This is a genomic window from Streptomyces phaeofaciens, assembly GCF_014648915.1.
Lineage (GTDB): Bacteria > Actinomycetota > Actinomycetes > Streptomycetales > Streptomycetaceae > Streptomyces > Streptomyces phaeofaciens.
Window position 1 is genome coordinate 197,885 of the sequence record NZ_BMSA01000014.1, and the last position, 13,149, is coordinate 211,033.

Annotated in this window: 12 protein-coding genes and 1 riboswitch; of the genes, 3 read left to right on the forward strand and 9 right to left on the reverse strand. The window is 69.9% G+C overall.

Annotation, left to right across the window (positions count from 1 at the left end):
• Positions 1–121: 121 nt before the first annotated feature.
• Together IE275_RS23865 and IE275_RS23870 are read right to left on the reverse strand one after the other, a co-directional pair.
• Positions 122–976, reverse strand: coding sequence for a metallophosphoesterase family protein (locus tag IE275_RS23865; RefSeq protein WP_189713417.1), 855 nt, complete (start codon positions 974–976; stop codon positions 122–124).
• Between the two features lie 28 nt (positions 977–1,004).
• On the reverse strand, positions 1,005–2,132 hold the full coding sequence (locus IE275_RS23870) for an NADH:flavin oxidoreductase (RefSeq protein ID WP_189713418.1): 1,128 nt from the start codon (positions 2,130–2,132) through the stop codon (positions 1,005–1,007).
• 252 nt (positions 2,133–2,384) lie between these two features.
• Between IE275_RS23870 and IE275_RS23875 the strand changes: the two genes are divergently transcribed.
• Positions 2,385–3,272, forward strand: a complete 888-nt coding sequence (locus IE275_RS23875; RefSeq protein WP_189713419.1) for a glycerophosphodiester phosphodiesterase — start codon at positions 2,385–2,387, stop codon at positions 3,270–3,272.
• Positions 3,273–3,390: 118 nt separating this feature from the next.
• Here the strand turns inward: IE275_RS23875 and groL are convergent, their stop codons facing one another.
• The 4 genes from groL to thrC form a co-directional block, all read right to left on the reverse strand.
• Positions 3,391–5,013 carry a chaperonin GroEL gene (gene groL, locus IE275_RS23880; protein ID WP_189713420.1) on the reverse strand — a complete coding sequence of 541 codons (1,623 nt, stop codon included), beginning with the start codon at positions 5,011–5,013 and terminating at the stop codon, positions 3,391–3,393.
• A gap of 345 nt (positions 5,014–5,358) precedes the next feature.
• Positions 5,359–5,565 (reverse strand): cold-shock protein, encoded by a 207-nt coding sequence (locus IE275_RS23885; protein ID WP_007493268.1) that lies wholly within the window; start codon positions 5,563–5,565, stop codon positions 5,359–5,361.
• Positions 5,566–6,028: 463 nt separating this feature from the next.
• Entirely contained in the window at positions 6,029–6,304 is a 276-nt protein-coding gene (locus tag IE275_RS23890; protein WP_189713421.1) for a MoaD/ThiS family protein, read from the reverse strand.
• 114 nt (positions 6,305–6,418) lie between these two features.
• Positions 6,419–7,702 carry a threonine synthase gene (thrC, locus tag IE275_RS23895; protein WP_189713422.1) on the reverse strand — a complete coding sequence of 428 codons (1,284 nt, stop codon included), beginning with the start codon at positions 7,700–7,702 and terminating at the stop codon, positions 6,419–6,421.
• 18 nt (positions 7,703–7,720) lie between these two features.
• Positions 7,721–7,867, reverse strand: a riboswitch (SAM riboswitch).
• Positions 7,868–8,047: 180 nt separating this feature from the next.
• Between thrC and IE275_RS23900 the strand changes: the two genes are divergently transcribed.
• Both IE275_RS23900 and IE275_RS23905 read left to right on the forward strand, forming a co-directional pair.
• A complete protein-coding gene (locus IE275_RS23900; RefSeq protein ID WP_189713423.1) occupies positions 8,048–8,992 on the forward strand; it encodes a glucosyl-3-phosphoglycerate synthase in 945 nt (314 codons plus the stop codon).
• 105 nt (positions 8,993–9,097) lie between these two features.
• On the forward strand, positions 9,098–10,579 hold the full coding sequence (locus tag IE275_RS23905) for an alpha,alpha-trehalose-phosphate synthase (UDP-forming) (RefSeq protein WP_189713424.1): 1,482 nt from the start codon (positions 9,098–9,100) through the stop codon (positions 10,577–10,579).
• On the opposite strand, the gene otsB is transcribed toward IE275_RS23905, so the two are convergent.
• The 3 genes from otsB to IE275_RS23920 all read right to left on the reverse strand — a co-directional run bounded on the left by otsB (position 10,549) and on the right by IE275_RS23920 (position 13,053).
• Complete coding sequence (gene otsB, locus IE275_RS23910; RefSeq protein WP_189713425.1) at positions 10,549–11,400, reverse strand: trehalose-phosphatase; 852 nt, start codon at positions 11,398–11,400, stop codon at positions 10,549–10,551. The genes IE275_RS23905 and otsB overlap by 31 nt on opposite strands.
• Positions 11,401–11,490: 90 nt before the next feature.
• A complete protein-coding gene (locus tag IE275_RS23915; RefSeq protein ID WP_189713426.1) occupies positions 11,491–11,730 on the reverse strand; it encodes a DUF3263 domain-containing protein in 240 nt (79 codons plus the stop codon).
• A 33-nt stretch (positions 11,731–11,763) separates the two neighbouring features.
• Positions 11,764–13,053: an extracellular solute-binding protein gene (locus tag IE275_RS23920; protein WP_444545886.1), complete on the reverse strand. Its 1,290-nt coding sequence runs from the start codon at positions 13,051–13,053 to the stop codon at positions 11,764–11,766.
• Positions 13,054–13,149: the final 96 nt, after the last annotated feature.

Genomic DNA, 13,149 nt, shown 5'->3' on the forward strand with positions numbered 1-13,149 from the left:
CGCGCGAGGATGAACTGCTTGACTCAAGCAAGCTTATGGCGATTGATTGAGTTAAGCAAGCTAAATGGGAGCGTGCGCCACTGACCAGGTGGAACGCGCTCCCACGGACCCCGTCCGGGCCTCAGCCGTGCCGCTCGACGACCTGCCGGGTCCGCTCCTCGTCCAGCTCGTAGACCGTCTCGTGGGCCCGCGGATCACGCGCGTGGAAGGTGTGGAACAGCGGACCCGTCGCCCCACCCAGCTCCACCAGCGAGGCGGACGCCCCGCGCACCGCCCGCTCGGTCCCCGGCGCGGTCGTCAGATCGATCCGGTTGACCACCCCCGGCGTCACCCACACCGGCACCGACGCCAGGAACCCGCAGAGCTGGGCGTGGAAGTGACCGGTCAGGACGACCCGTACGTCACTCCCCCGGATCGCCGCCGCCAGCGCGTCGGCGTCGCGCAGGCCGAAGACCCGCTGGGTCGAGGAGATGCCCAGACTGATCGGCGGGTGGTGGAAGGCGAGCACGGTGCCGTGCTCGGCGGGCGTGCTCAGCACGCCCTTCAGCCAGTCGAGTTGGGCGTCGCCGAGCCGGCCCCACACCTTCCCCGGCACCAGCGAGTCCAGGGTGACCAGCCGTCGGCCACCGACCGTGCTGACGGCGGCCAGCTCGGCGCCGGGGAACTCGGCCTCCGCCTCCGGATGCCCGCTGCCCAGCACCTTCGCGAACGCGGTGCGCTCGTCGTGGTTGCCGGTGGTGTAGAAGACGGGAGCACCCATCGCGCGCCCGAAGTCGCCGACCAGCTCCCTTACGGTCGAGTACGCCTCCACCGAACCGTCGTCGGCGACATCGCCCGTGACCACGATCGCGTCCACGTCCCGCTGATGGCGGAGTTCGGCGAGCATCAGCCGCAGGGAGCCGGTGGCGTCGGTGCCGGGCCGGGCCGGGGCGTCGCCTCGTTCGACATGGGTGTCCGAGAGATGAAGGATTCTCATCTCCCGGACGATACGCGCGTGTTGGGGCTCAGCTGAGGGTCTTCAGCGCGGCCGCGTCGTAGGGCTTCAGCTCGTCGGTCCGGCCGGCGAGGACCTTGGCCGCCCACTCCGGGTCCTGGAGCAGGGCGCGGCCCACGGCCACCAGGTCGAACTCGTCGCGCTCCAGGCGGTCGAGGAGGTCGTCGAGGCCCTTCACCGGGGAACCCTCACCCACGAAGGCCTTGATGAAGTCGCCGTCGAGGCCGACCGAGCCGACGGTGATGGCCGGCTTGCCGGTGAGCTTCTTGGTCCAGCCCGCGAGGTTCAGCTCGGAGTCGTCGAACTCCGGGATCCAGTAACGGCGGGTGGAGGCGTGGAAGGCGTCCACACCGGCCGCGGCGAGCGGGGTCAGGATGGCCTCCAGCTCCTCCGGGGTCTCGGCGAGCCGGGCGTCGTACGCCTCCTGCTTCCACTGCGAGTAGCGGAAGATGACCGGGAATTCGGGCGAGACGGTCTCGCGGACGGCGGCCACGATCTCCGCGCCGAACTTCGTCCGGGCCACCGGGTCGCCGCCGTAGGCGTCGCTGCGGCGGTTGGTGCCGGACCACAGGAACTGGTCGACGAGGTAGCCGTGCGCGCCGTGGATCTCGACGCCGTCGAAGCCGATGCGCTCGGCGGCGGCCGCGGCCTCGGCGAACGCGCCGATGACGTCGTCCAGGTCGCGCTGGGTCATGGCCTTGCCGGTGCCCTCGGTCCCGTCGACCCGGATGCCGGAGGGGCCGACGGCGGGCGCGTCCGCGAACGGGGGCTCACCCTGCTTGCGCACCATCCCGATGTGCCACAGCTGCGGCACGATCGTGCCGCCCGCCGCGTGCACGTCCTGCGCGACCTTCGCCCAGCCCGCGAGCTGCTCCTCGCCGTGGAACCGGGGCACCCGGTCGCTCTGTCCGGCGGAGTCGTGCCCGACGTAGGTCCCCTCGGTGACCAGCAGGCCGACACCGGCGGCGGCGCGGCGGGCGTAGTACGACGCCACGTCCGCACCGGGGACGCCGCCCGGGGAGAACATCCGCGTCATGGGCGCCATCGCGATGCGGTTCGGGACGGTCAGGCCGTTGATCGACACCGGCCGGGAGAGGATCTCGGCGGCACGGGAGGGGCTGGACTGGGTGACGCTCACGTGGGGGGCTCCTCAGAATGGGGACCAACTGGTATGTGCACATGCATCGAGTGCCTGTGCAGACTTCAACCGACCCGCGCGTGCGCCACATTCCGGTTCCGGCACCCCGCCCGTGTGATCCCGCACACGCCCGAGCCCACCCCGCACGGCCTCGTCCCCGCATGGAGCAGCACCACTGGGCACCTCTCCCCCGCCGGGCCAAGACTCATGGTGAAACCCCACCCCCCCCACACCCGAAACGGGACCACACCCATGCTCATACGCACGTGCACCCTGACGTCCGTCGCCCTCACCCTGTCCCTCGTACCGCTCGCCCCTTCCGCGTACTCCGAGGCCGCCACGGCCCGGAGCGGCCCCGTCGTCATCGGTCACCGCGGGGCCGGGGGCCTCGCCCCCGAGAACACCCTCGAAGCCGTGGACCGCGCCGACCGGGCGGGGGTCGACTGGGTCGAGGTGGACGTACAGCGCACCAGGGACGGCGTGCTCGTCCTCATGCACGACCAGGACCTCGCCCGCACCACCGACGCCGAGACGGTCTTCCCGAACCGCGCGCCGTGGAAGGTGGGCGACTTCACCGCCGCGGAACTGGGCCGACTCCGCGCGGGAACCTCGGCCGAGTGGAAGGGGTCCGGGTACGAATCGGCCCGCATCCCCACCCTCGGACAGCTGCTGGACCGGCTGGACCGCAACGACCAGGGCCTGGTCCTGGAGGTGAAGTGGCCGGGCAACTTCCCCGGCGTCACCCGGGACATCCTGAACGTCCTCAACCGCAAGGGCTGGCTGGACACCCACCACGTCAACGACCGCCTGTACATGATCAGCTTCCTGGCCGCCGCCCTGAAGGACGTCCGCTCGCAGCGGCCGGACATCAAGCTGGGCATCTGCGACGAGCAGCCGACGGCCGCCAAGCTGGAGTCGTACGCGAAGTTCGCCGACGTGATCAACCCCGAGCACCGGGGCACCACCGCGAACCTCGTGAACCGCGCACACGCCCTCAAGGGCCCGCACGGCACGCCCCTCAAGGTGTGGCCGTACACGGTGAACACCACCAGCCAGGCACTCCGGCTGAGCGGCCTGGGCGTGGACGGCTTCACCAGTGACGTCCCCGACCGGATGAGAAGCGCACTCGGTCAGGGCTGAGCCACCGGCCGGGCGGCCGCACCCACCGGCGGACACCGGAAGAAACGCCCGAGGGCGGCACCCCCCGCGTCAGCAGGGGGTGCCGCCCTCGGTCAGGACGTTGATCGACCAGGGTCGATCAGAAGTCCATGTCACCGCCCGGCATGCCGCCGCCGGCCGGCGCGGCGGCCTTCTCCGGCTTGTCGGCGATGACGGCCTCGGTGGTGAGGAAGAGCGCGGCGATGGAGGCGGCGTTCTGCAGGGCAGAGCGCGTGACCTTCGCCGGGTCGATGATGCCGGAGGCGATCATGTCGACGTACTCACCGGTCGCGGCGTTCAGGCCGTGGCCGACCTGAAGGTTGCGGACCTTCTCCACGACGACGCCGCCCTCGAGACCACCGTTGACGGCGATCTGCTTCAGCGGGGCCTCGAGCGCGATGCGCACGGCGTTGGCGCCGGTCGCCTCGTCACCCTCGAGGTCCAGCTTCTCGAAGACGGAGGACGCCTGGATGAGCGCGACGCCGCCACCGGCGACGATGCCCTCCTCGACGGCGGCCTTCGCGTTGCGGACGGCGTCCTCGATGCGGTGCTTGCGCTCCTTGAGCTCCACCTCGGTCGCGGCACCGGCCTTGATGACGGCCACGCCGCCCGCGAGCTTCGCCAGGCGCTCCTGGAGCTTCTCGCGGTCGTAGTCCGAGTCGCTGTTCTCGATCTCGGCGCGGATCTGGTTCACCCGGCCGGCGACCTGGTCCGAGGAGCCGGAGCCGTCGACGATGGTGGTCTCGTCCTTGGTGATGACGACCTTGCGGGCCTTGCCCAGGAGGTCGAGGGTCGTGTTCTCGAGCTTGAGACCGACCTCCTCGGAGATGACCTCGCCACCGGTGAGGATGGCGATGTCGTTCAGCATCGCCTTGCGGCGGTCGCCGAAGCCCGGGGCCTTGACCGCGACGGACTTGAAGGTGCCGCGGATCTTGTTGACGACCAGGGTCGACAGGGCCTCGCCCTCGACGTCCTCGGCGATGATCAGCAGCGGCTTGCCCGACTGCATGACCTTCTCCAGGAGCGGGAGCAGGTCCTTGACGTTGGCGATCTTGGAGTTCGCGATCAGGATGTACGGGTCGTCGAGGACGGCCTCCATACGCTCCATGTCGGTGGCGAAGTACGCCGAGATGTAGCCCTTGTCGAAGCGCATACCCTCGGTGAGCTCCAGCTCCAGACCGAAGGTCTGGGACTCCTCGACGGTGATGACGCCTTCCTTGCCGACCTTGTCCATGGCCTCGGCGATGAGCTCGCCGATCTGGGTGTCGGCGGCGGAGATGGAGGCCGTCGAAGCGATCTGCTCCTTGGTCTCGACATCCTTCGCCTGCTCGAGCAGCGCACCGGAGACGGCCTCGACGGCCTTCTCGATGCCGCGCTTCAGAGCCATCGGGTTGGCGCCGGCGGCTACGTTGCGCAGGCCCTCCTTGACCAGGGCCTGGGCGAGAACGGTCGCGGTGGTCGTACCGTCACCGGCGACGTCGTCCGTCTTCTTGGCGACTTCCTTGACCAGCTCGGCGCCGATCTTCTCGTACGGGTCCTCGAGCTCGATCTCCTTGGCGATGGAGACACCATCGTTGGTGATCGTGGGGGCGCCCCACTTCTTCTCGAGGACGACGTTGCGGCCCTTGGGGCCGAGCGTCACCTTCACGGCGTCCGCGAGCTGGTTCATGCCGCGCTCGAGGCCGCGCCGCGCCTCCTCGTCGAACGCGATGATCTTGGCCATGTGAAGTGGTCCCTCCAGGACTGGGGGTGATTCCTTCGGACCGCGCCCGCGCCCGCGACGGACGGCTCGCATACCGCGTGGTTCCTTGCCCCACTTGGCCTGCGGGCCTCACCGACCCGGTCCTTCGTTGTCACTCTCACCTTCAGAGTGCTAACGCCAATGATTAGCACTCGGCATGGTCGAGTGCAAGCGCCTCCGGGTGATCCGCAGGTGAAGACGGGTGCCGTCCGGGCACGCCCGGGGCGGCCCGGACGGCACCCGGGCATGCCGAAGGGCTCGCACCCCGGGAGGTGCGAGCCCTTCGAAGATGGAACAGAAGAACGTCGCTGTCAGTCGGCGCGTGCTTCAGCCGGTCGCCAGCCGGACCATGTCCGCCTGCGGCCCCTTCTGGCCCTGCGAGATCTCGAAATCGACCCGCTGACCCTCTTCCAGGGTGCGGTATCCGTCCATCTGGATCGCGCTGTAGTGGACGAAAACATCCGCACCACCGTCGACCGCGATGAAGCCGTACCCCTTCTCCGCGTTGAACCACTTGACGGTGCCCTGAGCCATGCCTAACTCCCCTATTACTGGCCCTTGCACAGATCCACACTTCGCGGATCCGGGTCAGACCTCACCCCCCAGTTGGTTGGGGGCGTGCGCCGGAACGCGTCGACCGCGGCTGAATGTATCTGTCCAACTGCCGTCTGCAACAGGTCAGTCGGACGAGAATTCTGGACGCACGCGATCCGGAATGTGGCGAGAATTCGCCAGAACTCAGGGCAAGTCGGGCCCCGCAAATGCCACAAATGCCGCCCAAGAGACACGCACTTTGGCTGCTTCTTATCGGGCGCACCATGGAAATCAAAGACTCCGGATCAGGGTTTCGCGACCCGGTTCCCCAACTGTACCGCGCTCAATCACACTGAATTGCCCCCTCCGCTTCTCTCACGGAGGGGGCAATTCGATGAACACTCGGTAATCACTGTTACCGACGGTTACTACTGGTGGGTACTGAACGGCGGTCAACCACCGGTCAGCCGCCCGCGACGGCCGGGATGATCGAGACGCCGGCGCCGTCCGGAGTCGCCGTCTGAAGCCCCTGCTCGAAGCGGACGTCGTCGTCGTTGACGTAGACGTTGACGAACCGGCGCAGCTTGCCCTGGTCGTCCAGGACGCGCGCGGCGATCCCGGTGTGGTTCGCCTCCAGGTCGGAGATGACCTCACCGAGGGTCGCCCCCTCGGCCTTCACCTCGGCCTGGCCACCCGTGTACGTGCGGAGGATGGTGGGGATGCGGACGGTAACGCTCATGACTTTCGACCTCCGGTCAGGTGGAGCGCCTCACAGGGGCGCGGGAGCGGTGTCGGTGTGCGGCGCCGCCGCGGGGCGCGACCGGCCCCACCGACCCGCGGACGGACGACGGCCTCAGGCGAGACCGGCTTCCCGGAACGACTCCAGGCTGGGGCGGATCGTCGCGGTGAGGCCCGTGCCGGCCACCGCGTCCAGGGTCTTGAGACCGTCGCCGGTGTTCAGCACGACCGTCGTCTTCGTCGGGTCGAGCAGACCGCTGTCGATCAGCTTCTTCGTCACGCCCACGGTCACACCGCCGGCGGTCTCCGCGAAGATGCCCTCGGTCCGCGCCAGCAGCTTGATCGCGTCGACGACCTGCTCGTCGTTCACGTCCTCCACCGCACCGCCGGTGCGGCGCGCGATGTCGAGGACGTACGGGCCGTCCGCCGGGTTGCCGATCGCCAGCGACTTGGCGATGGTGTTCGGCTTCTGCGGGCGGACGACGTCGTGGCCCGCCTTGAAGGCCACGGACACCGGCGAGCAGCCCTCGGCCTGCGCGCCGAAGATCTTGTACGGCTTGTCCTCGACGAGCCCGAGCTTGATCAGCTCCTGGAGCCCCTTGTCGATCTTCGTGAGCTGGGAGCCGGAGGCGATGGGCACGACGAGCTGGTCGGGCAGCCGCCAGCCGAGCTGCTCGCAGATCTCGTACGCCAGGGTCTTGGACCCCTCCGCGTAGTACGGCCGCAGGTTGACGTTGACGAAGCCCCAGCCCTCGCCGGCCGGGTCGCCGATCAGCTCGGAGCAGAAGCGGTTCACGTCGTCGTAGTTGCCCTCGATGCCGACGAGTTCACCGCCGTAGATCGCGGCCATGACGACCTTGCCCTGCTCCAGGTCGTGCGGGATGAACACGCAGGAGCGGAAGCCGGCGCGGGCCGCGGCGGCACCGACCGCACCGGCGAGGTTGCCGGTGGAGGAGCAGGAGAGAGTGGTGAAGTGGAAGGCGCGGGCGGCCTCGATGGCCTGGGCGACGACCCGGTCCTTGAAGGAGTGGGTCGGGTTGCCGGAGTCGTCCTTGACGAAGAGCTTGCCGGCCTCGACGCCCAGCTCGCGCGCCAGGTTGTCGGCGGCGACGAGCTTGGTCCAGCCCGGGTTGATGTTCGGCTTGTCCGCCACGTCGGCCGGGACGGGCAGCAGCGGCGCGTAGCGCCAGATGTTCGCGGGTCCCGCCTCGATGCGCTTGCGGAGCTCCTCCGTGTCGTAGGAGGAGAAGTCGTACGCGATCTCGAGCGGGCCGAAACACTCCTCGCAGGCGAAGAGGGGGCCGAGCGGGACGCGGTGACCGCACTCGCGGCAGCTCAGCGCCGTGGCGGGACCGAGGTCGACAGTCGTGGATTCGGTGGCAACAATCTGCGCAGCCATGTGAGGGGAGGCCCTTTCTCCTCATCTTCCTCACGACGCACTTCGCCGTGAGACGGATTTGGCACCTTCCCGAGCCGGGAGCCTCGCCACGTCAACGTGGAAAGACCGGCTGGAGGGTTGCCGGGGCTTCATCGGGCCGTATCCCTCTGCCCCTCTGGATGAGCGGTATGCAGTTGTTGATCTCGTTGAACGCTTGACGACCCCGGACATGCGATGGTCACCCGCGTTGTTCAAGACTGTAACCGAAGGCCAGGACAGTTGAGATAGTCGTCCGTACCGCGAGATGGATCACACGGTCACCCGCTGTGCACCTGGTGTGATCACGACAGTGAGGAGCCGCAGACTGTGCTGGAAGAAGTCGAGCGCTGGCTGACCACCCGCTCCTGGTCCATGACCGACCGTCCGCTGCACCGGATACTGGCCGCCAAACGCGCCACGGGCCAGTCGGTGTCCGTCGTCCTGCCCGCGCTGAACGAGGAGGAGACGGTCGGCGACATCGTCGCCGTCATCCGTCACGACCTCATGCAGCAGGTCCCGCTGGTCGACGAGATCGTCGTCGTCGACTCGGGGTCGACCGACCGCACCGCCGCCGTCGCGGCCGCGGCCGGCGCCAGGGTCGTCCACCGGGACGAGATCCTCCCGCGCATCCCCGCCGTGCCCGGCAAGGGCGAGGTGCTCTGGCGCTCCCTGCTCGTCACCGGCGGGGACATCGTCTGTTTCATCGACGCCGATCTGAAGGAGTTCTCCTCCGACTTCGTCTCGGGCATCGTGGGGCCGCTGCTCACCGACCCGGGCGTGGACCTGGTCAAGGCCATGTACGACCGTCCGCTCGGCGGGGCGGCCGGCCAGGGCGGCCGGGTGACGGAACTGATGGCCCGGCCGCTGCTCAACATGCACTGGCCGCAGCTGGCCGGATTCGTCCAGCCGCTGGGCGGCGAGTACGCGGCCCGCCGCAGCCTGCTGGAGCAGCTGCCGTTCCCCGTCGGGTACGGGATCGAACTGGGCATGCTGGTGGACGCCCTGCACCTGGTGGGCCTCGACGCGCTGGCCCAGGTGGACGTGGGGGTGCGCAAGCACCGCCACCAGGACGGCCAGGCGCTCGGCCGGATGGCGGCGGCGATCTACCGCACCGCCCAGCTCCGGCTGGCCCGCGGCCATCTCGTACGGCCCTCCCTCACCCAGTTCGAGCGCGGTGCGGACGGTTTCGAACCGCGCACCTACTCGGTGGACACGGAGGAACGGCCGCCGATGGCGGAGATCGCGGAGTACCAGTCGCGCAAGGTCGCATAACACCCCGGCCGGGCCGTATACGGCGGAGAACACGGCCGGATATGGCCCGTCGACCGGCGGTGACCGTACGTTTGAGCGTTTCCGGACCGGGCTAGGTTGAGGCGTATGGCTACCACGCACGAAGCTGCCGCCCGGGGTGCTCAGGTGCTGGTCGCGTCCAACCGCGGCCCGGTCTCGTACACGGTCCGCGAGGACGGATCGCTGCAATCGAAACGGGGCGGCGGCGGGCTGGTCTCCGGCCTGTCGGCCATCGGCCCCGACGCGGGCGCCCTCTGGGTCTGCTCGGCGCTCTCCGACGGCGACCGCGAGGCGGTCCGGCGCGGGGTCGGCGAGGAGGGCGTGCGCATGCTGCCCATCGCGGCCGACGTGCACGCCGACGCCTACAACGGCATCGCGAACTCGGTGCTCTGGTTCATCCACCACCTGCTGTACCAGACCCCGCTGGAACCGGTCTTCGACGCGGAGTTCCGGCGACAGTGGGCGTCCTACGAGACGTACAACCGGGCGTTCGCCGAGGCGCTGGCGGAGGAGGCGGCCCCGGGCGCGGCGGTCCTCGTGCAGGACTACCACCTGTGCCTGGTCCCCGGCATGCTCCGGGAGCTGCGGCCCGACCTGCGGATCGGCCACTTCTCGCACACGCCCTGGGCGCCCGCGGACTACTTCGCCCTGCTGCCGCGGGACATCCGCGAGCAGCTGGTCCTGGGCATGCTCGGGGCCGACCGGCTGGGGTTCCTGACCCACCGCTGGAGTGCGGCCTTCTCGTCGTGCGTGCAGGCCCTGGACCTCGACGTGGCCGCGCGGATGGCCCTGTCGGGGGTGCCCGAGTCGTTCCAGTACGCACCGAAATGGAACGGACCTGGTCACCGGACCTGGCTGGGTGTGCACGGCCTCGGCGCCGACGCCGACTTCCTGCGCGAGCGCGCGCACCGGCCGGACGTCGAGGAACGGATGGCGGCACTCCGCGAGGAGATCGGCGAGGGCCGGAAGGTGATCGTCCGGGTCGACCGGACCGAACTGTCCAAGAACATCGTGCGCGGCCTGCTGGCCTACCGGCAGCTCCTCGACGACCACCCGGAATGGCACGAGCGGGTCGTCCACGTCGCCTTCGCCTACCCCTCCCGCCAGGACCTCGCCGTCTACCGCGACTACACGGCGGAGGTGCAGCGCCTGGCCGGGGAGATCAACGACCACTACGGCACTCCCGGCTGGACCCCGGTCGTCCTGCATGTGAAGGACGACTTCGCCCGCTCCCTGGCCGCCTACCGCCTCGCGGACGTGGCCCTGGTCAACCCCGTCCGGGACGGGATGAACCTGGTCGCCAAGGAGATCCCGGTGGTCTCCGACGACGGCTGCGCGCTGGTGCTGTCCCAGGAGGCGGGGGCGTACTGGGAACTCCGCGAGGACGCCCTCGTCGTCAATCCGTACGACGTCCTGGAGACCGCCCGTGCCCTGCACGACGGGCTCACCATGAAGCCGGAGGAGCGGGCCGAGCGCACCAAGAGGCTGGCGGCGGCCGCGACCGCGCTCCCTCCGGCCCAGTGGTTCCTGGATCAGCTTCAGGCGCTCCGGGAGCTTCCGCCGAGCTGACCGGCCAGCTCCCGCAGCAGCGCCACGACACCGGCGGGCCCGTCGACGACCAGGTCCGCCCGTTCCGCCAGCTCGGTGACCTCGGTGCTGCCGCTGCACACCAGCAGACCGGGGACGCCGTCGGAGCGCAGCTTCTCCACGGCGGCGAAGGCGGGGAGGTCACCGAGGTCGTCACCGGCGTAGAGCACCGACGCGGCGCCGGTCTCGCGGACGTGCTCCAGCAGGGCCACGCCCTTGTCCATGCCCGGAGGGCGCAGTTCCAGGACCATCCGGCCGGGCTCGACGATCAGCCCGTGCCGGGCGGCGAGGTCGGTGAGGGGAGCGCGCAGGGCGTCGAAGGCGGCCTGGGGGTCGGTGGCGCGGCGGGTGTGGACGGCGACGGCCCGGCCGCCCTTCTCCTCGACCCGGACGCCCTGCCCGCCCCCGGCCGCGTCGATCACCCGCGGCAGCTCGGCGCGGACGGCGGCGACACCCGGATGCGGGGGCGGGGCGGTGAGGGCGCCGGTCCTGGCGTCCCAGCGCTCGGCGCCGTAGTGACCGAGGACGACGAGATGCTCCAGGCCGCGCACCCCCGCGAACCCGCCGTTGCGTACGGCGACCTCGGCGGGCCGCCCGGTGACGACGGCGACGGCGGCGACCTCGGGGGCGAGCGCCATGAGCGCGGGGAGGGCGTCGGGGTGGGCCCGCGCGTCCTCCGGGTTCTCGACGATGGGAGCGAGAGTGCCGTCGAAGTCCAGCCCGACGAGAGTGGCGGACGGGCGGTCGACGATCGCGTCCAGCGCAGCACGGCCGGCCGGTGTGGTGGGTACGTGGATGCCCATACGGTGACGATATCCGGGGGGCCGGTGCAGGGGGGCGCCGCGCGCGACCCGGGGACCACTGGCTGCCGGGCGGGTGCAAACGGTCAGCGGTCAGCGTTCGGAGCGTCGGGCGTCCCGTACTCGGCGCAACCTGTTCACCGTCACCGGGTCGTGGGCCAGGGCCCTCGGGTCGTCCAGGAGGGCGTTGAGGAGCTGGTAGTAGCGGACCGGGGAGAGGCCGAGCCGCTCACGGATCGCGCGTTCCTTCGCGCCGGGGCCGGGAAAACCCCGGCGTTCCAGGGCGAGGATGTCCCGCTCCCTCGCCCCCAGCTCTTCCTCGTCGCGCTCCATGCCCGCACCGTAACCCCGGCCACCGACACCCGGTCACTCCCCGGCGGCACTCTCCGCGGTCGCGGCCGTCGTCTGGAGCTGGCCCAGGATCGCGGCCGGGCTGCCGGACGGGGTCACGGCCCGACCGATCTCCTGCTTCACGGCGGCGCTGACCTGCGCCCAGGAGGTCCACCCGACCGGGTACAGCTGGGAGAGCGGGAGTTCCTCCAGGAACGGCTGGAGGTCGGCGTCCTGCTTGACCGTGCTCATGACCTGGGAGGCGGAGTTGGTGACCGGCAGCAGGTCGTACTCGCGGGAGAAGTCGAGGACGTTCTCCTCGCTGTAGACGAAGTCGAGGAAGTCGCCGATCTGATCGGCGTGCCCGTTCTTGCGGAAGGCCAGCATCCAGTCGGCGACGCCCATGGAGACCCTGGCGGGGCCGTCCACGCCGGGCATCGGCACCATGCCGACCTTCACGCCCTTCTTCGCGGCCGCCTTCATCAGGGACGGGTGGCCGTTGAGCATGCCGACGTCCCCGTTCGTGAACGCGGCGAACGCGTCGGCGCGGTCGAGCTTGCCGGGTGCGACGGGGCCGGTCAGGCCCTTGCCGACCAGCTCGTTCTTCAGCCAGCCGAAGGTGGCGACGTTCTCGGCGGAGTCGAGGCTGTAGCTGCTGACGGTCTGGGTGTAGCCGCCCCCGCCGCTGAGCAGCCACTGCATGGTCTCGGCCTGCGCCTCCTCGGAGCCGAGGGGCAGCGCGTACGGGTACTTCACGCCGTCCTGCTTGAGCGCCGTCGCGTCCGCGGCGAGCTCGGCCCAGGTGGTCGGCGCGGTGAGGCCGGCCTTCTCGAAGAGGGTCTTGTTGTAGAAGAGCAGCCGGGTGGAGGAGGCGAAGGGCAGGCCGTACTGCACGCCCCGGACCTTGCCCGCGTCGGCGAGCTGGCCCACGAAGTCGGCCTCGACGGGGATGGAGAGCACATCGCCGGCCTTGTAGAGCTGGTCGTCGGCCGCGTAGTCGGCGTAGGCGCCGATCTGCGCCATGTCGGGCGCGTTCCCGGCGTCGACCATCTCCTTGACCTTGGCGTCGACGTCGTTCCAGGACAGGACGGTCACGTCGACGGTGACGTTCGGGTGGTCCTTCTCGTACGCCGCGACCAGCTTGTCCCAGTACTTCTCGGAACTGTTGGCCGCGCTGTCGCCGTAGTCGGCGGCGACCAGTCTGAGGGTGACGTCGTCGGAGCCTTGGCTGAGTCCGCAGCCGGAGAGCACCGCGGCCATGCCCAGTGCGGACACCCCCGCGATCGTCCCGGCGATCGTTCCCGACTTTCCTGCCCGCCGCTGCACTGGCCTCTTCTCCCGACTGCTCACTGCGTCCGATGATCCAATGGACCAACAAGTAATTGTTCCTACCAATGGACCGCTATCCGGATTAAGGTCTAC

What these genes read in the sequence shown, in the direction of transcription:
- IE275_RS23915 (WP_189713426.1), bottom strand. Translation starts at nt 11,730, where the DNA reads ATGGAGCGCGACGAGGAAGAGCTGGGGGCGAGGGAGCGGGACATCCTC.
- IE275_RS23865 (WP_189713417.1), bottom strand. Translation starts at nt 976, where the DNA reads ATGAGAATCCTTCATCTCTCGGACACCCATGTCGAACGAGGCGACGCC.
- IE275_RS23905 (WP_189713424.1), top strand. Translation starts at nt 9,098, where the DNA reads ATGGCTACCACGCACGAAGCTGCCGCCCGGGGTGCTCAGGTGCTGGTC.
- IE275_RS23875 (WP_189713419.1), top strand. Translation starts at nt 2,385, where the DNA reads ATGCTCATACGCACGTGCACCCTGACGTCCGTCGCCCTCACCCTGTCC.
- thrC (WP_189713422.1), bottom strand. Translation starts at nt 7,702, where the DNA reads ATGGCTGCGCAGATTGTTGCCACCGAATCCACGACTGTCGACCTCGGT.
- otsB (WP_189713425.1), bottom strand. Translation starts at nt 11,400, where the DNA reads ATGGGCATCCACGTACCCACCACACCGGCCGGCCGTGCTGCGCTGGAC.
- groL (WP_189713420.1), bottom strand. Translation starts at nt 5,013, where the DNA reads ATGGCCAAGATCATCGCGTTCGACGAGGAGGCGCGGCGCGGCCTCGAG.
- IE275_RS23885 (WP_007493268.1), bottom strand. Translation starts at nt 5,565, where the DNA reads ATGGCTCAGGGCACCGTCAAGTGGTTCAACGCGGAGAAGGGGTACGGC.
- IE275_RS23890 (WP_189713421.1), bottom strand. Translation starts at nt 6,304, where the DNA reads ATGAGCGTTACCGTCCGCATCCCCACCATCCTCCGCACGTACACGGGT.